The sequence below is a fragment of the Psychroserpens sp. BH13MA-6 genome (assembly GCF_052983595.1).
Genome location: NZ_JBRJGE010000001.1, coordinates 798,034 through 818,998, shown reverse-complemented (window position 1 = coordinate 818,998; position 20,965 = coordinate 798,034). Strand labels below are relative to the sequence as shown.

General features: G+C 36.1%; 22 protein-coding genes. 21 read left to right on the top strand and 1 reads right to left on the bottom strand.

The genetic code is table 11. The features are described from left to right. The first annotated feature begins 59 nt into the window (after positions 1-59). Positions 60-1,079 carry a glycosyltransferase family 9 protein gene (locus tag ACU8DI_RS03585; RefSeq protein WP_447111365.1) on the top strand — a complete coding sequence of 340 codons (1,020 nt, stop codon included), beginning with the start codon at positions 60-62 and terminating at the stop codon, positions 1,077-1,079. Positions 1,080-1,270: 191 nt separating this feature from the next. Here ACU8DI_RS03585 and ACU8DI_RS03580 read toward each other — a convergent pair whose 3' ends face one another. Continuing rightward, positions 1,271-2,326 (bottom strand): 2Fe-2S iron-sulfur cluster-binding protein, encoded by a 1,056-nt coding sequence (locus tag ACU8DI_RS03580; protein WP_447111364.1) that lies wholly within the window; start codon positions 2,324-2,326, stop codon positions 1,271-1,273. 112 nt (positions 2,327-2,438) lie between these two features. Between ACU8DI_RS03580 and ACU8DI_RS03575 the strand changes: the two genes are divergently transcribed. The 20 genes from ACU8DI_RS03575 to ACU8DI_RS03480 all read left to right on the top strand — a co-directional run bounded on the left by ACU8DI_RS03575 (position 2,439) and on the right by ACU8DI_RS03480 (position 20,964). Next, a complete protein-coding gene (locus ACU8DI_RS03575) occupies positions 2,439-3,917 on the top strand; it encodes a DUF5687 family protein (RefSeq protein ID WP_447111363.1) in 1,479 nt (492 codons plus the stop codon). Between the two features lie 12 nt (positions 3,918-3,929). Beyond that, on the top strand, positions 3,930-4,655 hold the full coding sequence (locus ACU8DI_RS03570) for an ABC transporter ATP-binding protein (RefSeq protein ID WP_447111362.1): 726 nt from the start codon (positions 3,930-3,932) through the stop codon (positions 4,653-4,655). 104 nt (positions 4,656-4,759) lie between these two features. Beyond that, complete coding sequence (gene porW, locus ACU8DI_RS03565) at positions 4,760-7,318, top strand: type IX secretion system periplasmic lipoprotein PorW/SprE (RefSeq protein WP_447111361.1); 2,559 nt, start codon at positions 4,760-4,762, stop codon at positions 7,316-7,318. A gap of 9 nt (positions 7,319-7,327) precedes the next feature. Beyond that, the gene (locus ACU8DI_RS03560) at positions 7,328-7,768 is read left to right on the top strand and encodes a bactofilin family protein (protein ID WP_447111360.1); all 441 of its coding nucleotides are present in this window, start codon (positions 7,328-7,330) and stop codon (positions 7,766-7,768) included. Then, entirely contained in the window at positions 7,704-7,967 is a 264-nt protein-coding gene (locus ACU8DI_RS03555; protein ID WP_447111359.1) for an AtpZ/AtpI family protein, read from the top strand. The genes ACU8DI_RS03560 and ACU8DI_RS03555 overlap by 65 nt, the downstream gene beginning before the upstream one ends. Continuing rightward, positions 7,968-8,366, top strand: a complete 399-nt coding sequence (locus tag ACU8DI_RS03550; protein ID WP_447111358.1) for a hypothetical protein — start codon at positions 7,968-7,970, stop codon at positions 8,364-8,366. It begins immediately after the preceding gene. 127 nt (positions 8,367-8,493) lie between these two features. Next, the gene (atpB, locus tag ACU8DI_RS03545; RefSeq protein ID WP_447111357.1) at positions 8,494-9,579 is read left to right on the top strand and encodes a F0F1 ATP synthase subunit A; all 1,086 of its coding nucleotides are present in this window, start codon (positions 8,494-8,496) and stop codon (positions 9,577-9,579) included. 20 nt (positions 9,580-9,599) lie between these two features. After that, positions 9,600-9,809, top strand: coding sequence for an ATP synthase F0 subunit C (atpE, locus tag ACU8DI_RS03540; protein WP_034042296.1), 210 nt, complete (start codon positions 9,600-9,602; stop codon positions 9,807-9,809). Positions 9,810-9,884: 75 nt separating this feature from the next. Then, positions 9,885-10,379, top strand: a complete 495-nt coding sequence (locus ACU8DI_RS03535; RefSeq protein ID WP_447111356.1) for a F0F1 ATP synthase subunit B — start codon at positions 9,885-9,887, stop codon at positions 10,377-10,379. Between the two features lie 6 nt (positions 10,380-10,385). Then, positions 10,386-10,922, top strand: coding sequence for an ATP synthase F1 subunit delta (atpH, locus tag ACU8DI_RS03530; RefSeq protein WP_447111355.1), 537 nt, complete (start codon positions 10,386-10,388; stop codon positions 10,920-10,922). Positions 10,923-10,981: 59 nt separating this feature from the next. Beyond that, positions 10,982-12,562, top strand: coding sequence for a F0F1 ATP synthase subunit alpha (gene atpA, locus ACU8DI_RS03525; protein ID WP_447111354.1), 1,581 nt, complete (start codon positions 10,982-10,984; stop codon positions 12,560-12,562). Positions 12,563-12,614: 52 nt separating this feature from the next. Then, positions 12,615-13,475, top strand: a complete 861-nt coding sequence (atpG, locus tag ACU8DI_RS03520) for an ATP synthase F1 subunit gamma (RefSeq protein WP_447111353.1) — start codon at positions 12,615-12,617, stop codon at positions 13,473-13,475. A gap of 100 nt (positions 13,476-13,575) precedes the next feature. Further along, positions 13,576-14,091 (top strand): hypothetical protein, encoded by a 516-nt coding sequence (locus tag ACU8DI_RS03515; RefSeq protein WP_447111352.1) that lies wholly within the window; start codon positions 13,576-13,578, stop codon positions 14,089-14,091. A gap of 25 nt (positions 14,092-14,116) precedes the next feature. Further along, entirely contained in the window at positions 14,117-14,578 is a 462-nt protein-coding gene (locus tag ACU8DI_RS03510) for a hypothetical protein (protein ID WP_447111351.1), read from the top strand. Positions 14,579-14,635: 57 nt separating this feature from the next. Further along, positions 14,636-16,066: an oligosaccharide flippase family protein gene (locus ACU8DI_RS03505; protein WP_447111350.1), complete on the top strand. Its 1,431-nt coding sequence runs from the start codon at positions 14,636-14,638 to the stop codon at positions 16,064-16,066. Between the two features lie 21 nt (positions 16,067-16,087). Further along, positions 16,088-16,522, top strand: coding sequence for a dUTP diphosphatase (gene dut / locus ACU8DI_RS03500; RefSeq protein ID WP_447111349.1), 435 nt, complete (start codon positions 16,088-16,090; stop codon positions 16,520-16,522). A 25-nt stretch (positions 16,523-16,547) separates the two neighbouring features. Further along, positions 16,548-17,567 carry a sugar phosphate nucleotidyltransferase gene (locus ACU8DI_RS03495; RefSeq protein ID WP_447111348.1) on the top strand — a complete coding sequence of 340 codons (1,020 nt, stop codon included), beginning with the start codon at positions 16,548-16,550 and terminating at the stop codon, positions 17,565-17,567. A gap of 42 nt (positions 17,568-17,609) precedes the next feature. Continuing rightward, positions 17,610-18,971 carry a tetratricopeptide repeat protein gene (locus tag ACU8DI_RS03490; RefSeq protein WP_447111347.1) on the top strand — a complete coding sequence of 454 codons (1,362 nt, stop codon included), beginning with the start codon at positions 17,610-17,612 and terminating at the stop codon, positions 18,969-18,971. A 3-nt stretch (positions 18,972-18,974) separates the two neighbouring features. After that, positions 18,975-19,757, top strand: coding sequence for a DUF4292 domain-containing protein (locus tag ACU8DI_RS03485; protein WP_447111346.1), 783 nt, complete (start codon positions 18,975-18,977; stop codon positions 19,755-19,757). After that, complete coding sequence (locus ACU8DI_RS03480; protein ID WP_447111345.1) at positions 19,747-20,964, top strand: murein hydrolase activator EnvC family protein; 1,218 nt, start codon at positions 19,747-19,749, stop codon at positions 20,962-20,964. The genes ACU8DI_RS03485 and ACU8DI_RS03480 overlap by 11 nt, the downstream gene beginning before the upstream one ends. The last annotated feature ends 1 nt before the right edge of the window (position 20,965 follow it).

Here is a 20,965-nt window from a genome sequence, read left to right as displayed (position 1 = left end):
TTATTTATTCTGTACTATGGCATGTAAAACAGTTATAGAAACCTATTGAACTACCGCCAATGCCAAGTCATCAACATATATTAGTTATTCGACTCTCTGCGATGGGAGATGTCGCTATGACTGTTCCTGTATTACAGGCGTTGGTTCAGCAATACCCGAAAGTTAAAATCACCATTGTCACAAAACCTCAATTTAAACCCTTTTTTAAGACAATCACCAACGTGTCAGTCAATGAGGTTGATACACGAGGAACACATAAAGGGATATTTGGACTTTGGAAACTTTCAAGATCTCTCAAAAAATTACGAATAGATGCTGTTGCTGATTTACATAATGTTTTAAGAAGTAATTTCTTGAAATTATTCTTGTCTATAACACCAACAGTTCAGATTGACAAAGGAAGACAAGCCAAAAAAGATTTGGTGAACGGACGTGTATTTGAACAATTGAAAACGACACACCAGCGCTATGTAGATGTTTTTGAACAATTAGGGTTTCCTTTAGAGTTAAATGCATCACATACGCTTCCAAAAGCCACCTTGAGTTCTGAGCACTTAGACGTCATTGGACGAGATTCAAAACCATGGATTGGAATAGCGCCTTTCGCAGCATTTGATGGAAAGACCTACCCAATTGATCTCATGACGGAAGTGATAAAAGAATTATCAAAAACCTATAAAATTCTATTGTTTGGAGCAAAAGGGAATGAATCTGAAACGCTTCAAGAAATCGCTGATGAATTTGATAACGTCATTAATTTGGCTGGGATCTTTTCTTTTGAAAATGAACTTGACATTATAGCCAATCTAGACCTTATGATTTCTATGGATTCTGGGAACGCTCATATAGCAGCCATGTATGGTGTTCAAGTGATTACCATTTGGGGTGTAACACATCCTTTTGCAGGATTTATGCCGTTTAACCATGATACAGATTCAGCAGTGATGGCAGATAAATCTCAATTTCCTAAAATCCCAACATCAATTTATGGAAATAAACTTCCAGAAGGTTATAACCTTGCCATGCGTTCTATTACACCAAAGGCTATTATCTCTAAAGTAAGTCACTTTTTAAAATAAAAAAAGCCTCGTTCCAGAAGAACGAGGCAAGATTTAGAATTTTTAGATAATCCCTATGATTAAATTCTAATCGATGACGAAAGTATTTTGATTAATATTAGTTGTCAAGAATTTGTAAGAATATCTCACTGCTTTTCGATAAAAGGTTCATTTGCAGGGATTAAAAGCATATTTTTCAGACTATTGGTATTTTATACATCGTCATAATCCACAAAAAGAGTTGGTGTGGTTGGATGTGCTTGGCATGTTAATATTAGACCTTCAGCCAATTCGCCATCGGTTAAGATATTATTTTGGCGCATGGTTGCTTTACCTTCAGTAATACGCGCAATACAACTACTGCAAATTCCACCTTGACAAGAATAAGGAGCATCGATATCTTCATCTAGAGCCGCCTCTAATACAGATTGTTTCTGAGACATTTCAAAAGATGAGGTTTCATCATCTAAAAGTACCGTGACCTTTGTTCTACCGTCTGCGACACCATTGGTGCTCGAAGATTCTGTTTTCGCTGCCTTAAATAATTCAAAATGGATTCGTGATGGATCAACATCGTGATCTGTCAGAACATTTTTTACTGTATGTATAATGGCTTCTGGTCCACACAGATAAAAGGCATCCACATCAATATGCTTGTATTTATTTTTAACCACATAATTGACGGTACTCTTTTCTATCCGACCAAAAATGGCATCCTCTTCGTCTGCTTGACTAAAAACAAATTGTATCGAAAAACGATCCTTAAATGCATGTTGTAACTCTAAAAGCTCATTGAGAAACATCGTGTCTTTAGTCGTTTTATTGCCGTATACAAGAATGACTTTGCTGTAAATTTCTTCTTCCAATGCACATTTTATAATGCTTAAGACTGGAGTGATGCCACTTCCAGCGGCGAAGGCTGCAATATTTTTAGTTTTGGAATCATTGGGTTCAAAGATAAAACGACCTCTTGGAGGCGCGACCTCAAGAACATCACCTACTTTGAGTTCCGTATTTGCATACACTGAAAAAGTACCGTCTTCAACGCGTTTTACGGCTACTTGTAAAAGACCGCTCTTCGGTGAAACACATAACGAATAGTCACGTCTCACTTCATTGCCATTAATATGAGTTTTGATCGTGATATACTGTCCAGCCTTAAAGTTAAAGTCGTTTTTTAAGGTTGATGGTACTTCAAAACCTAAAGCAACTGCATTTTCGGTTAGTGGTGTTATGGATTGAACCGTAAGTTTGTGGTATTGTGACATAGATTTATTTTTTGTAAAAATAAGAAATCGAATTAGGAATTGTATTTTAGTTGTAACAAATTAAATGTAATACCTACTAATCACTTGTATTGATAAACCAACCAAATTACTTATGAAATTAAAACATTTTTTAAATCTAGAATGGAAGCAATTTTTTCGTTCTGCGAGTTTTAATAAAAGTATTGGGATTAAAATTTTGATGGTGTTTTTTGCACTCTACTTTATTGTCATGTTTTTGATGATGGGAGTTGCTTTGTATCCTATGCTCAAGGAAATTTATCCCGACCAAGACCCACTAGTCATTGTAAATAGTTATTTGTTTTTCTACATTCTTGGGGACATGCTTATGCGCTTTTTTTTACAGAAATTACCTGTGATGTCCGTAAAGCCATTATTAACATTGCCTGTGAAACGCCGTAAAGTCGTTCACTATGTTTTAGGTAAATCAGCGTTTTCATTTTTTAATTTTTTACCACTTTTTGCCTTTGTTCCATTCAGTATCGTATTATTGTTTCAAGGGTATCCTAAGGTGTCTATTTTGTTTTGGTTTTTAGCCATTGTCGTTACGACGTTAATCATCAATTTTCTCAATTTTATTATTGAAAGTTTTTCCTCGGAAAGAGAGTTGTCCTTTCTTCCTATCATTGCTTTTGCAGGAATTTTATTCGCTTTAAATCACTTTCAAATTATATCCTTTACTGACATTGTATCAAATGGATTCAACGCTATTTATAACAATCCACTTTTTATTATAGTGCCACTGCTCATACTTATCGGGTTGTATTTTGTGAATTTTAAGATGCTTAAATCTAAATTATATTTAGATAGTTCGTTAAAAACCAAAGCAACAGTCGTAAATGCCTCTTCCATGGAGTGGACCAAACGTTTTGGAGATATAGCACCATTCATGCAATTAGATTTAAAACTCATTTGGCGTAATAAAAGACCGCGATCTACTGTGTTTATTTTAATCATTGGATTGCTCTATGGATTGTTTTTTTACCCGAATCCACAATTCTCAGATTCTCCTATGGTATTTGGTTTTGTCGGTATTTTTGTCACTGGAATCTTCCTCATTAATTTTGGTCAATTTATACCAGCTTGGGATAGTGGCTACTATAAAATGTTGATGAGTCAGAATATTAAATATGAACAGTACTTAAAATCCAAATACACCTTGATGATCTTAAGTGTTGTCATCATGTTTGTTCTCAGCATTCCTTATGTTTATTTTGGATGGAAAATTTTGGCAGCTCATTTTGCTGCGGCCATTTATAATATAGGCGTAAACAGCTATGTTATTATGTTTGGTGGCTCCTTTAACCGAAAGAAAATAGACTTAAATCAGCGTGCAGCATTTAATTATCAAGGAACTGGTGCGGTTCAATGGATTATTGGGATTCCATTAATGCTACTTCCTGCCGCCATTTTCGGGCTAACTGCTTATTTTGTCAGCTTTGAAGTAGGATTACTAACATTAATTGTACTAGGTGTGATAGGGATATTATTACATCAAAAACTCATAAAATTTATCACCCAAAAATACTTGGATTCAAAATATAAAATGATTGATGCATTCAATCAAGACTAAAATGAAACTCATATGATAAGAACATACAATCTTTCAAAGGCATACGGAACTTCAACTGTATTGAAAATAGACAACTTAGATATTCCAAAAGGACAAAGTTTTGGTTTAGTTGGTAATAATGGTGCTGGTAAAACGACGTACTTCAGCCTCCTTTTAGATTTGATTAAACCTACAACAGGGAGCATCAAGAACAATGGGATTTTGGTTCACGAAAGTGAAGATTGGAAGCCTTTTACCTCAGCATTTATAGATGAAAGTTTCCTCATAGGTTATTTAACACCTGAAGAGTACTTTTATTTCATAGGTGATCTTCGCGGACAAAACAAAGCCGATGTTGATGGTTTAATTTCTCAGTTTGAAGACTTTTTTCATGGTGAAATTCTCGGACAGAAAAAATACTTGAGAGACTTGAGTAAAGGGAATCAGAAGAAAGCAGGAATTGTGGCTGCACTTATAGGAAATCCAGAAGTCATTATTTTAGATGAACCCTTTGCAAATTTAGACCCGACCACACAAATAAGACTGAAATCGATTATTAAAGATTTGGCAGAAAAAAAGGGTGTTACCGTGTTAGTATCCAGCCACGATTTAATGCATGTTACTGACGTTTGTGAACGAATTGTAGTATTAGAAAAAGGAGCGGTGGTTAAAGATTTAGCGACTAATGAAGCAACGCTTAAAGAATTGGAATTACATTTCTCGGGTTCTGAGTCTACAAGTAGTTTGCAGGACAACTAAAATCCAGCATTTTTCAGAGATAATTCAAAAAGATGCTTATTTTTACAGCATTGCATAATATATGCGATCGATTGTAGTTATAGTATTTACAAAAATGAATCCTTTTGAATACCTCTTTTAAAGTCTATATAACACTCTTATCTGTGGCCATTTTATTTTCGGGATGTTCTCGAAAAAAAGATACGTTTGTCAACCGAAACTTTCATGCCTTAGGGACCAAATATAATATTCTTTATAATGGTAATATTGCGCTCGAGAAAGGAAGAGAGACTGTTGATAATGCATCTACAGATAATTTTTGGGAATTACTGCCCATCGAGCGGATGCAAGTTTCGGAAGATATTATTCTTCCAGGTCAATCCAAGAATCAAGATTTTCAGCGTGCTGAAGAGAAAGCCATTAAAGCCGTTCAAAAGCACGGCATGAATATCAAAGGCAAAGAATACAATCCGCAAATTGATGAGGCGTATCTATTACTAGGTCAAGCACGTTATTTTGACCAGCGCTTTGTTCCTGCCTTGGAGGCCTTTAACTATATTCTTTACAAATATCCTGCAAGTGATAAGATTAATACAGCCAAAGTTTGGAGAGAGAAAACAAATATCAGGTTGGAAAACAATCAGTTGGCTATTAAAAACCTCAAACGTTTACTTGAACAAGAAGAACTAGAAGATCAGGATTTAGCCGATGCCAATGCGATTTTAGCCCAAGCATATATCAACACCAAGTCTAAAGATAGTGCTATGACGCAGTTAAAGGTGGCTGCAGAATTCACTAAAAAGAAAAAGGAGAAAGCACGTTTCAATTATATTTTAGGACAATTATATAATGAAATGGGTGAAAAAGATAGTGCGAATTTAGCCTTTGACAAGGTAATTGAAATGCACAGAAAAATTCCTCGACCTTATTATATTAATGCGCATTTAGCGAAGTCGTACAACTTTGATATGGCCTCTGGTGATAAACTAGCGTTTGAAGAATATTTAACAGACCTAGAGGAAAATAGAGAAAATCGTCCGTTTTTGGATAAAATCTATTATCGTATTGCTGAATATCACCGAGCCAATCAAAAGGACTCATTAGCGATAGCCTATTACAATAAATCACTGCGCACCAATCTAGGAGATAAGGAACTTATTTCTAGAGATTATGTAACGCTTGGTGATATGAGTTTTGATAATGCGGAATATAAGAAAGCTGGTGCTTATTATGACAGTACCATGCAGCATATGAAGCTCAATTCTAAACCGTATCGTGTGGTTAATCGCAAACGAGAGAATTTGGAAGATGTCATTTATTATGAGGATGTGGCTCAGGTGAATGATAGCATCTTGCGACTAGTTCATTTATCTGAAGATGCTCAAATGGCTTATTTTTCAGAATATACAGAGAAACTCAAGATTCAAGCTGAAGCGGAACAGGAAAAAGCAGAGGCGGAAGCCAGACGAAATTCGAATACCGGACAAAAGCAATCCATTGCCAACAATGTCGAAAAATCACTAAGAGCAGATCCTACTGCGACCAAAGGAAAGGCACAAGAATTCTATTTCTACAACCCAACGACCGTTGCCTATGGTAAAAATGAATTTATAAGAGTTTGGGGTGAGCGTGAATTAAAAGATAACTGGCGTTTATCAAACACGAAGTCGAGAGCTAATAACGCTTTAGACAATGTTACGGGTTCATTTGATGTCGCCAATGAAGAACAGTTCGATCCAGCGTTTTATATAGCGCAAATACCAACAGATCAAAAAGTTATTGATAGCTTGTCAAAAGATCGAAATTATGCTTATTATCAGTTAGGTATGATTTATAAGGAAAAATTCAAAGAGTATGAACTGGCCAAATCACGGCTAGAGACCTTATTGAGTAATAATCCAGAAGAACGACTAATTCTGCCTTCAAAATACAATCTTTACAAAATTTATGTCGAACTGGGCTTGGATAATAAAGCCAGTACCATGAAGCAGGAGATCGTTAACGGCTATCCAGATTCTAGATATGCGCAAATATTGCTGAACCCAAAATCTGAATTATCTCAAGATGAAAATAGCCCAGAGCGTCTTTACGAAGCGTTATATAAACAGTTTAACAATCAAGAATATGAGGCAGTAGTTTCAAAAACCGAAACCTATATTGATCGTTTTGAAGGCGATCCAATGGTTCCGAAATTTGAAATTTTAAAAGCGTCGGCCAATGGCAGACTGAAAGGGTTTGAAGCTTATAAAAAAGGCGTCAACTACATTGCGTTGACCTACCCGAATTCCGAAGAAGGCAAAAAAGCCCAAGAAATCATGACCAATGTGATTCCTATTTTTGCCAAAAAAGAGTTTGTGAGTAATGATAAAGCAAAACACTTTAACGTGCTATACCCTTTTAGTACTGATGAAAAAGACCAAATTGCTGATTTTGTAAAGGAACTCAATGAGGCCATTTCAAAAATCAATTATTTTGACCTATCAACCTCTGTAGATTTTTATGATTCTAAGACGACCTTTGTCGTGGTTCATGGATTGACAAGTGCTGAAGGGGCTGCAGGGTTTGCAGAAATACTTAAGGAAAACAAAAACAAAATAGATCGAACCTATCACTCAATTTCTTCGCCTAACTACGAAATTGTACAACGACATAAAAATTTAAACGACTACTTAGAATCTCAATAAATTAGACCTATGTTTTCAGATAAAAAAACAGGACGTATGGCTTCAGACACAACTTCACAACAGAACACGATCGCGAAAGGCACAGTTATAACAGGTGATATTATTAGTGATGGTGATTTCAGAATCGAAGGCTCTATTCAAGGAAATATTAAAACTCCAGGAAAGGTCGTTATCGGTAAAACGGGAACTATTAATGGCACTTTAAAAAGTGCCAACGCCGACATTGAAGGCAAATTTATGGGCAAATTGTTACTTTCAGATACATTAACCTTGAAATCTACGGCGCATGTAGAAGGTGAAGTTGAAGTTGGTAAATTGTCTGTGGAACCAGGAGCCACATTTAATGCAACATGTTTAATGAAAGGCGCCTTAAAAGAATTGAACAATGGAACCACAGGACAGCAAGCAGCCCTCGAAAAGGGAAAACCAGAAAAGGGACAAACCGCTTAATACCTATGCAAGATACTCCAGTATCGGTATTCAAATGTTTGCTATCATTGGTGTAGGAACGTTTATAGGTTACAAACTCGATGAGATGTACCCTAATGAACACAATCTTTACACTCTGGCTGGATCATTATCCTCTGTGATAATATCAATAATTTATATAATTAGACGTATTATTGCCGCTTCAAAAGAAGATCAATAAATGAATAAGCTTTTTAAAAAGAGACAAGCGAATTTTCTAGTCCAACTTTTAGTGTTAGCGGGATTGATGTTTGGGATTCATAGTTACCTAAATTATCACTTCGCAAGTGAGGTCGACTTGTTTTTTCCGCTGTGGCATATTTATCTCTTTCATATCATTACTGTAGTTATCGTTTATACCCTTATAAACTACAGAGAATCTATTGGTAAAACAGAAGTCTTCAACGCATTTATTCTAGGCATGCTCTTAAAAATGATATTGACTATGGTGTTTTTATTGCCTTGGATTTTGTCAAAGCCCGAACAGAAAGGCTATGACTTGGCTAACTTTTTTGTGCCCTATTTTATTTTCTTAACTTTTGAGGTCTACACCATTACCAAATTACTGCAAAAAAAGTAAGAAATATAGGTCATAATCAAGCTTGAAAACGCAGCATCAAATAATCATGAAATTATTATTTGACAATTAATATAATGTACGTACATTTGCACCGAATTTAAAGCAGCGTATTTTTAAGCGATACACGATGACATTAAACACTTTAAAAAACGTATTATTTTCGATGCTGTTTTTAGCAGTAACGTTTACTGGGAATGCCTCAGAAAATAATGACCCAAAAGAGGGAGAAGCGTTCGACGCCAAGGAAATGATCCTTCATCACGTTAAAGATGCTCATGAATTTCATTTATGGGATTGGAATGGAAAACCAGTGTCCTTATCCTTACCGATTATTCTTTGGACAGATAATGGTTTGACCACATTCTCTTCAAGCAAGTTTCATCATGATGATAGCGGCGAAGTCATCGTCGAGGCTAATGGTGGAAAGTTTGTGAAACTTCACGAAAAAATTTATCAGTTGGAGGGTAATGCTACAACCGTCAACTTTGATGCGGAGCATCATCCAACAAATGCACACCAACCTTTAAGCATATCTATTACAAGAAACGTCTTTATGATGTGGGTGTCTGTTATTGTGTTGTTGTTAATATTTATCACAGCAGCAAGAAGTTACAAGAAATCTAAAGATGGTGTTCCTACAGGAGTGGCTGGGTTTGTTGAGCCTTTAGTCGTCTTTGTTAGAGATGAAATTGCAAAACCAATGATTGGTGAGCATAAGTATAAAAAATACATGCCTTACTTGTTGACCATATTCTTTTTTATCTGGATCAATAATATTTTTGGATTAATTCCAATCCTTAACGGTGCTAATTTAAGTGGTAATATTGCGTTTACTTGTACACTAGCAGTTTTTACATTTATTATTACAACGATAAGTGGAAACTCGAATTACTGGAAGCACATCTTCTGGATGCCAGGCGTTCCAGTTCCAATGAAAATATTTTTAATGCCTATTGAAATTATCGGAATGTTTGTAAAACCTATTTCGTTAATGATTCGTTTGTTCGCTAACATTACAGCGGGACACGTCATCATATTAGCATTAATGTCATTAATATTTGTATTTAAGTCTGTTGCCATTGCACCAGTATCTGTAGCATTCTCATTGTTTATTACAGTAATTGAAATTATCGTAACAGCGATACAAGCTTATATATTTACAATTTTGTCAGCCCTGTATTTTGGTATGGCAACTGAAGAAGAACATCATTAATTAATTTAAATTTTATAACTATGACTATTACTGGAATTGCAGCTATTGGAGCTGGTTTAGCAGCTATTGGAGCTGGTGTTGGTATTGGTAAAATTGGTGGGTCTGCTATGGAAGCAATGGCTCGTCAACCAGAAATGCACGGAAAGATTCAATCGTCTGCATTAATTTTAGCAGCCTTCGTAGAAGCGGTAGCACTATTTGGTGTTGTTGTTGCTTTCTTACAAGGGTAAAAACAAGAAAACACAGAAGTAACGGTTGGTTGCTTCTGTGTCTTTAAAATTTAAGTTACTTAAAACAAAAAAGAAATGGATTTAATTACACCTGGATTTGGTCTTGTATTCTGGACGGCGATAACATTTTTGTTTTTGCTTTTGATCTTAAGAAAATTTGCCTGGAAGCCTATTCTTGGAGCTGTAAGCGATAGAGAAGAGGGTATCAAAAAGGCATTAGCTTCTGCTGAAAACGCTCGTAAAGAGATGGAAAACCTTACAGCAGATAATGAACGAATCTTAAAAGAAGCGAGATTAGAAAGAGAAGCCATGCTGAAAGAAGCACGTGAGCTTAAGGAGAAAATGATCGCTAATGCTGAAACTGAAGCACAAGAAAAAGCGAACAAAATCATTGAAAAAGCACAGGCTGCTATCGAAAGCGAAAAGAAATCGGCGATGGCAGAATTGAAAAACCATGTCGCTTCCTTATCTGTAGAAATTGCAGAAAAAGTTGTGCGTCAAGAATTAGCTAACAAAGACAAACAAATGGCTTTAGTTGAGTCTATGTTGGGTGAAGCAAAATTAAACTAAGAAATAATGGCAGGAGCAAGAGCAGCAATACGTTACGCAAAAGCAGTTTTGAGCTTGGCATCAGATCAAAATGCAGCGGAAGTTGTAAATGTTGATATGAAATCAATTGCATCGACAATTGCAGGCAGTAAAGACTTGAGCGATATGCTTCAAAGTCCTGTAGTGAGGTCCTCAGAAAAGAAAGCAGTATTGTTAGAAGTTTTCAAAGGAGCACAGCCTATAACATTGAATTTAATAGATACTTTGATTGACAACAAGCGACTAGCGCTTTTAAATGATGTAGCTACTAGTTATATGCGTTTGTATGATGAGTTAAAAGACACGCAGATTGCTAAAGTTACAACTGCCGTCCCATTAACAGATGAGCTACGAGTGAAAGTTTTAGCTAAAGTTAAAGAGCTCACTGGAAAGGATGTGGAAGTAGAAAGTATTATAGATGAAAGCATCTTAGGTGGTTTCATTTTGCGTGTTGGAGATATTCAATACAATGCAAGTGTTGCGAACAAATTGAACAAATTAAAAAGAGAATTCACATTAAATTAAGAATAGTTAGCTCAGTTAACATTCGTTACTGAGATCTAACGTCTAATATCTAAATAAAGATGGCAGAAGTAAAACCAGCTGAAATATCAGCAATCTTAAAACAACAACTTTCAGGTTTTGAAGCAGGAGCTTCATTAGACGAGGTTGGAACCGTATTAACTGCAGGTGATGGTATTGTACGTGCTTACGGATTGGCAAACGCACAATATGGTGAGCTTGTAGAATTCGATGGCGGATTAGAAGGTATTGTATTAAACCTTGAAGAAGATAACGTAGGTATCGTATTATTAGGTGCTGCAGTAGGTGTTAAAGAAGGGTCAACTGTAAAGCGTACGGGTCGTATCGCCTCTGTAAAAGTAGGTGAAGGCATCGTAGGTCGTGTGGTAGATACCTTAGGTAATCCTATTGATGGTAAAGGACCAATTACTGGTGAAACTTATGAAATGCCATTGGAACGTAAAGCGCCTGGTGTTATCTATCGTCAGCCGGTAAACGAACCATTACAAACAGGTATTAAGTCTATCGATGCCATGATTCCTGTAGGTAGAGGACAACGTGAGTTGGTTATTGGAGACCGTCAAACAGGTAAGACAACTGTTTGTATTGATACCATCTTGAACCAAAAAGAATTTTATGATGCAGGAAACCCTGTATATTGTATCTATGTGGCTGTAGGTCAAAAAGCATCTACGGTAGCAAACATTGCTAAGGTCCTTGAAGAAAAAGGGGCTTTGGCTTATACCACTATTGTTGCGGCTAACGCATCCGATCCTGCAGCCATGCAGGTTTATGCACCTTTTACTGGAGCATCTATTGGAGAGTACTTCAGAGATACTGGTCGTCCAGCATTGATTGTTTTTGATGATTTATCAAAACAAGCCGTTGCATACCGTGAGGTATCTTTATTATTACGTCGTCCTCCAGGACGTGAAGCGTATCCTGGTGACGTTTTCTACCTACACTCAAGATTATTAGAGCGTGCAGCAAAAGTAATCGCTGATGACGGTATTGCTAAAGACATGAACGATTTACCAGATAGTTTAAAACCAATAGTTAAAGGTGGTGGATCATTAACAGCCTTACCAATTATTGAAACACAAGCTGGTGACGTTTCTGCTTATATTCCAACGAACGTGATTTCTATTACAGATGGTCAGATATTCTTGGAATCCGATTTGTTTAACTCTGGTGTACGTCCTGCGATTAACGTTGGTATTTCTGTATCTCGTGTGGGAGGTTCTGCTCAGATCAAATCGATGAAGAAAGTAGCCGGTACGCTTAAGTTAGATCAAGCGCAATTCCGTGAACTAGAAGCCTTTGCTAAGTTTGGTTCTGATTTAGATGCAGCAACATTAAATGTTATCGAAAAAGGTAAACGTAACGTTGAAATCTTAAAGCAGGCACAGAACGATCCTTATACAGTAGAAGATCAAGTAGCGATCATTTATGCAGGTTCTAAAAACTTATTGAGAGATGTTCCTGTAGATAAAATTAAGGAATTTGAACGTGATTATCTAGAGTATTTAAATGCAAAACACAGAGATGTATTAGATACTTTAAAAGCAGGTAAATTAACTGATGAAGTGACAGACACCTTGTTAAAAGTGACTAAAGACTTATCAGCAAAGTATAGAGCATAATTAATAATCCTACACTAGCAATGGTTGGTGTAGGATCTTTCATATTTCATATATGGCTAATCTAAAAGAAATACGTAACAGAATATCTTCGGTATCGTCAACGATGCAGATTACCAGTGCCATGAAAATGGTTTCTGCTGCAAAATTGAAGAAAGCCCAAGATGCGATTACTGCGATGCGTCCATATTCTGATAAGTTGACCGAGCTTTTACAGAGCTTGAGTGCAACACTAGAAGGGGACTCAGGTAGTAAGTTTGCAGAACAACGTGAGGTTAAAAAAGTCTTACTTGTAGTGATCACTTCCAATAGAGGTCTTGCAGGTGCTTTCAATTCCAACATCATTAAGGAGGTTACTAATCTTTCGAAAGAGACTTACGCAAACCAAGAAGTATCTTATTTAGCGATTGGAAAAAAGGCAAATGATGCTTTTAAGAAAACCAATAAAGTTATCGCTAATAAAAGTGATATTTACGACGACTTAACCTTTGACAAAGTAGCGGATATCGCTGAATTGCTAATGGAAAAGTTTGTAGAAGGTGCGTATGATCGCATTGAAATTGTCTACAACCACTTCAAAAATGCGGCTACACAAATCGTAAAAACCGAACAGTTTTTACCTATTCAGCCAATAGAAGGAGACCTGAACGTTAATGTAGATTACATATTTGAACCTTCAAAGGTTGAAATCGTTGAAGAGCTAATTCCGAAGTCATTGAAAACACAGTTATATAAGTCTGTTCGTGATAGTTTTGCTTCAGAGCATGGCGCACGTATGACAGCGATGCATAAAGCAACCGATAACGCGACTGAGCTAAGAGATCAATTGAAATTAACTTATAATAAAGCACGTCAAGCTGCTATTACCAATGAGATACTCGAGATTGTTGGTGGAGCTGAAGCTTTAAATAACTAAGTTGATATCCAATTATAAAAAAAAGTCCTGCTTTAGAAGCAGGACTTTTTTTATGGCATTAATTTTGAAATTGTATATTTATAAGATTCAAAATAATATCATGAAAACAATTAATGATCTTTCGTTTTTAGGCCTTATGGTCGTGTTTGTAGTGAGTTTTTCCCGATGTTCATCAGCTCAAAAATTGCAAAAGGAAGCGCCGTTAGATATTGGTGATGTGTATTTTCAGCGTTGGACAGGTGGCGTTAAAGGCGCGGGTTCTGGATTAAACATTTTTATTCCAACAGAGCAAAGCGCAGTCATCTTAGATAGTGTTTATTTTAGAGAAAAAGTGGCGAAATTGGAATTAGCAGAGACCGATGATTCCCACCTTTATATAGGACGATTTAAAACGGCATTTAATGAGCCTGACACTGATCTGGTTTTAAGTAGTGATCAGAAGGAAGAATACAGTAATCAGTTACCTAAAAAGAAACATGAGTTACCATTTGAGATATCAGATACTGAATGTATTGTGAGCTATCGCAAAGGTGAAAAGCAGTATTATTTTAAAATCTCCAATATTCAGGAAAAAGAACCGTTACTTTATCCGAGTACACCACCAAATCACAATTAACTAATTCCCCAAAACACTTAGCCAAATGTCATATTCAAAATCAACCGTGTTATTATGTCTTTTAACACTCACTTTGCTGTACGGGTGCTCTAATGCTTACAAACTTCAAAAAACAGCGCCTTTTCAATACACACGAGCCTATTTTCAATATTGGACAGCTCCCATTAAAATTGGAAGCTCAGGCATTAATTTACATATTGCGAATTTAACGCCTAATAACAATGTCGTTATCGATAGTGTCTTTTTTAGAAACATGAAAGGTAGGTTAGTCCCTGGGAAAGGGAAGTATTTTTGTCAATTAATAAAACGAAAGCCTATTGCTGAAGGGCATACGCTAATGACGCTGTCAGATTTTCCATTTGATATTTCCAATCGGGATTGTGTTGTTAGCTACCGTGTGGAAGGTGAAACGAAATATGTTAAAGTTGCTAATCTCATTGAAAATGAAGGAGTTTACTATGAAAGTGGTGTGCCAGATAAGCTCTAATATATCCTTGGTTTGCGTTGTCTAAAAACGTAATTTTAACAGCATAAAACACATTTCTTGAGTGTACTAAAAACCTTTTTCAAAGACACGGTTATTTATGGGTTAGCAATCGTTTTGCCAAGACTCATTAATTTCCTATTGGTACGACTTCACACAGATGTACTTCCAAATGAAGGGTATTCTGAAAACACTGAATTTTATGTCGTTGCTGCTTTCTTTAATGTCATACTTACCTATGGAATGGAAACTTCTTTTTTTAGGTTTTTCAGTAAAAACAAGGATAAAAAGGCGGTGTTATCTACCGCGATTCTTACAATTTTAGGTAGTACACTTTTGTTTGGAATTGCGCTGTTGGTCTTTCGAGAGACCATTTCAGAAATATTAAGAATTAATACAGATTTTTATACGCTTCTCGTTGGAATCACGCTCATTGACACCTTGATTGTCATACCGTTTGCGTATCTCAGAGTCACGGGTAGACCCATCAGATTTGCTTCCATCAAATTGATAAACGTACTAATTATCGTGGTTCTTAATGTACTGCTCTTATCTAAAACTTATGGTTGGGAAGGTCTGAGAGAATGGTTTCATGTTGAAAATAAGGTAGAATATATTTTTATTGCGAACCTTATAGCTAGTGCGGCTGTTTTAATACTTGTTTCTCCCTATTTCTTTAGATCTAAATTTCAGTTTGACACAAAAATTTTAAAGCAATTATTAACCTACGGTTGGCCAATTATGGTCGCTGGTTTAGCTTTTGTAATTAATGAGAATCTCGATAAATGGTTATTGCCGAGTCTAGAAAGTGAATTTGTAAATGGAGCCTATAGCGCCTGTTACAAATTAGCGGTTTTTATGACCTTGTTCATTCAAGCATTTCGCATGGGAGCAGAACCATTCTTTTTCAACCATTCAGATAAAGACAATGCTACTCAGACCTATGCGACCATTCTTAAGTACTTTACGATTGTTGGCGCTCTGGGCTTAATGATTGTTGTGATATATATTGATTTGTTACGACCGTTATTCATTAATAAAGAAAGCTATTTATTAGCGTTGGATATTGTTCCAATCGTACTCTTAGCAAACCTTTGCCTTGGGATTTACCATAATTTGTCAATATGGTATAAACTTACTGACCGCACCAAATTTGGTATGTATATCTCAATCATTGGAGCAGGAATAACAATTGCTGTTAACCTTATTTTTATTAGCAAAATCGGTTTTATGGCTGCAGCATATGCCACACTCATGGCCTACGGAATCATGATGCTGCTGTCTTATCTTCTTGGTAGAAAATATTACCCTGTTCCATATCAAGTATCAAGAATAGCACTATATCTATTGCTAAGCGCTGGCCTAAGTTTTATAACTTATTATAAATTTGATAGAGATATTTTATTAGGAACTGTATTTTTGTTACTCTTTTCGGCATTAGTGGTTTTTTTAGAACGAAAAGAACTAACGAAGTTGTTGAGAAAAAGATAGTTAAATCGAAATTGTAGTGACATGCAAATTAAAATCATTAATAAATCAACTCATGACCTGCCACATTACGAAACCATCGCTTCTGCTGGTATGGATTTGAGAGCAAATTTATCTGAATCTAGAATACTAAAGCCTCTTGAAAGAAGTATTGTTGGAACAGGTTTATTTATCGAATTACCAATAGGCTATGAGGCGCAAGTGAGGCCACGCAGTGGCTTGGCAGCAAAAAAAGGCATTACAGTATTAAACGCACCAGGTACTGTGGATGCCGATTATAGGGGAGAAATTGGCGTCATTTTAGTCAATCTTTCAAATGAGGATTTTGTGATTAACAATGGCGAACGCATTGCCCAACTAGTCATCGCGAAACATGAAAGAGCAGAATGGAACTTGGTGGAGGAATTATCTGAGACATCAAGAGGCGAAGGTGGTTTCGGAAGTACAGGTGTAAAATAACAAAGAATTCAATTTAGAAAAACACATGAAAATTATAGTACCAATGGCAGGTCGAGGGTCTCGATTACGTCCACATAGTTTAACCGTACCGAAACCGTTAATTCCAGTAGCTGGCCAACCGATTGTTCACAGATTAGTGAAAGATATCGCTAAGGTTTTAAAGCAACAGATTGATGAAATTGCTTTTGTTCTTGGTGATCCAGCATGGTTTGGGGATGACGTTGTAGAAAGTTTGGAGTCTTTGGCTAAAAGCTTAGGAGCAAAACCATCTATATATCGTCAAGATCAACCCTTAGGAACAGGCCATGCCATTATGTGTGCCGAACCTTCGCTTTCTGGACCAGCAGTGGTCGCTTATGCCGATACCTTAATTCGCGCTGAATTTGATTTGGACGCCAATGCCGATAGTGTTATCTGGACTAAAAAAGTGGCGAACCCTGAAGCTTATGGCGTTGTGAAATTAAATGAAAAGAATGAAATCATAGAATTGGTAGAAAAACCAGAAACGTTTGTGAGCGACCAAGCTGTTATTGGTATTTATTATTTCAAGGATGTTTCTGTGTTGAAGCAGAAACTTCAAGAAGTACTCGATGAGCACATTATGAATGGTGGAGAATATCAAATTAATGATGGAATCAAACGCATGATGGCTGAAGGAAAAGTGTTTAAGACAGGAACTGTAGATGAATGGATGGATTGTGGAAATAAAAACGTCACGCTAGATACCAATACCAAAATGCTCCACTTTCTAAAAGCGGATGGTGATGAACAACTGATTGCAAACTCTGTAAAAAACACAAATTCAACCATTATTGAGCCTTGTTTTATAGGAGAGAATGTAGTTCTTAATAATGCCACTGTAGGACCAAATGTCTCTATAGGAAATAACTGTGTCATTGAAAATACAACCGTTAAAAATAGCTTAATTCAAAACGAAACTATCATTAAAAACGCTATTTTAGATGATGCGATGATTGGAAACCATGTCAAGTATAATGGTGATTTTAATTCTGTGAGTATTGGTGATTACTCCGTTTTGGAATAATTATTGAAACGACCTGTAAGCATCGCTGTCAAATCTCTATAAATGAAAACGCAACTACATATCATCATTGTAATCTTCGGTATCTTAATGTTTCCGCAGCAGGTTGTGGCGCAAGTTGATTTCAATAAACGTCCAAATGATGATTTGGGAAATGTAGAAGATAAATTTCAGGAATATTTCTTTGAAGCCTTGAAACAAAAGGGTATTGAAAACTATCAGAAATCGGTGGATGCCCTTTTAAAATGCATTGAATTAGACGACAGCGACCCTGTTCTTTATTATGAACTAGGGAAAAACTATAAAGCTCTGAAAAATTATGGTGCTGCAGAGGATGCTCTAAAAGAAGCTGTTTCTGAAGACCCGCAAAACGAATGGTTTTTAGATGAGTTATACGATGTCTACATTCAGCAGAATGATATGGATAAAGCGCTTAAGACCGTCAAACAACTCGTAAAATTCCATCCAGATTACAAACAAGACTTGGCGTCGCTTTATATTCAAGTCAAGAAATATAGAGATGCGTTAAAACTGTTGGATGAAATGGATGAAGAGTTGGGATACAGTCAGGACCGAGATTATTTACGAAATCAGATCTATACTATAACTGGTAATGATGAAGATCGTATCGAGAACCTTGAAGAACGTGTAAAAAGTAACCCTGAAGACGAGTCCAACTATTTAAGACTTATTTTCCGATATAGTGAAACAGGTGAGACCAAAAAGGCATTTGATGCCGCAAAACGCTTGCAAAAGCTGCATCCAGATTCTCATTTAGTACATTTGGCGCTGTATAAATTCTATTTGGATGAAAACAATACAGAGGAAGCCATTAATTCTATGAAGGTCGTTTTGACGAGTCCGATTATTACACCAGAAGCCAAGACTAAAGTGCTTAACGATTTTGTAAAGTTTGTTTCCACTCATCCAGAACATGAACAAGACTTAATTGAAATTACGGCTTTGGTTAGTGAAGACAAAAGTGTTATAACTTTATTGGAGCTCGGAGATTATTACCTCAAATTAGAAGAAAAAGAAAAAGCATTGTCTTACTATGAGGAGGCTTTAAAACAGGAGCCCAATGAATTTAAAATTCTAACAGATGTCTTGATGTTGCAAATTGACCTCAATAAGGATAGTCAGGCTGCTCAAAAAAGTATGGAAGCACTTGAAATATTTCCAGCTCAACCCATCTTATATCTCGTGAATGGTGTTGCCAATAACAAACTTAAACAGCCTCAAAAAGCGATTGAAAGCCTTGAAATGGGATTGGATTTTATTGTAGAGAACCCAAAAATGAAAGCGGATTTTTTTACACAATTGAGTTTGGCATACAAACAAGTTAATAATATTAGTCAATCGGAAGCGTTTGCTAAGAAGGCGGAAGCCTTATTGAAAGATCAATAGTTTATGAAGATTATAAAATTCAGTTGTGTTTGTATGGTTCTTGCCTTTACAATTTCTTGTAAATCGGCCAGAAGTGTGGTGGCTTCAGGAAAAGTAGATGAAAAACTTACAGCCAAACAATTGATAAGAGAAAGTGGGAGGCGTGAATCAGATTTTAAAACCCTTCAGGCTAAAGTAAAGATTGATATCATTCAAGACTTAAAAGAATCATCATATACTGTGAACCTCAGAATGGAGAAGGACAAAACTATTTGGATTAGCGCTACCTTAGGACTTGCTCGCGCTATGATTACTCCAGATAAAGTACAGTTTTATGATAAAATCAACAATCAATATTTTGATGGTGATTACCGTTTATTAAGTGACTTGTTGGGTGTTGAACTGAATTATCAAAAAGTTCAAAACCTTTTGATTGGTGAGCCTTTATTTAATTTGAAAGATGATCAGTACATCATTTCCATAAATGACAATTCCTATATTTTGCAGCCTAAAAATCAAAGCCAGTTATTGGAGCTGTTTTTACTGTTTAATCCTTCGCATTTCAAAATGGATTCGCAACAGTTAATGCAACCGCTTAAAAGGCGCTTTTTACAAGTTGACTATTTAAAGTATCAGGATGTAGATAAAGAAATATTACCGCAAAACTTGAATATTATTGCTATTGAAGACAGCGAAGAACTTAATGTGATGATGGAATACAAATCAGTTTCTGTCAATGAAGACCTGAGATTTCCGTTCAAGATTCCTTCTGGTTTTGAAGAAATAATTTTAGACAATGCGAAATAAGATATTCTATATAGGCTTTCTTTTTTTTCTACTGAATAGTGTTTCAGTAGTAGCTCAAAGTGCCAAACAAAAGGCATTGGAGGCCAAACGTCTCAAATTTCAACAAGAACTTAAACAATTAAATACACTGCTTTTTTCAGATAAGAAAAAAGAAAAATCGGTGGTATCGCTTGTAGAGGATTTGAATTCTAAAATTAGTGTGAGAAGAAACCTGATCAATATCACGAATGATCAAGCTAATTTATTGACTAGAGAGATCAATGCTAATCAAAATGAAATTTCAAGCTTAAGAGACCAGCTCGTCACTTTAAAAAAGGACTACTCTGAAATGGTCGTGAAATCTTATAAAAGTAAATCTGAACAAAGTAAAGTGATGTTCCTCTTGTCTTCAGAGGACTTTAAACAAGCTTATAAACGTCTTCAGTATATCAAACAATATGCAGATTATCAAAAAGAACAAGGAGATTTGATAAAATCGAAAACGGAAAAACTACAAGAACTCAATACCGATTTATTACGACAAAAGAAGGACAAAGATCAATTGGTTGCGGAAAACAGACAGTCTAAGATTGAACTTGAAAAAGAGCTTAAGGAGCAAGAAAAACTCATAGCTTCGATACGTCAAAGTATGAGTAGCTATGCTTCTAAGATTAAAAAGAAGCAGCAACAAATTGATGAGATTGATGGAGAGATTGATAGGATTATTAGAGAAGCCATTGCCGCATCGAATAAAAAAGCGGGAAAATCAACGTCGTCTAAAGGCTTTGCATTAACACCTGAAGCTAAATTAATTGCCAAGAATTTTGCATCTAACAAAGGGCAATTACCATGGCCTGTTGAAAAAGGCGTGGTAAAAGTGCGTTTTGGTATGCAACCATCTCCCATTGATCCAAGCATTTCAATAAAAAGTAATGGTGTTAGAATAGCAACAGAGCGTAACGCCTCTGTTCGAGCAGTCTTTAATGGTGAGGTCTTAGCAGTAACGGGTAAAAAGTACCAAAACCCGACCGTTTTGATTCAACATGGTAATTATATTACGGCCTATAGAAATCTATCCAAGGTGTTTGTGCAAAAAGGTGATAAGATCTCTGCGAAACAAGTGATAGGGGAGGTGTTTACTAATAACGGGGGTGATACCATACTTGGGTTTGGTCTTTTCAAGGAAAAAGAACCACAAAATCCAGCGGGATGGATTTATAAAATGTAAA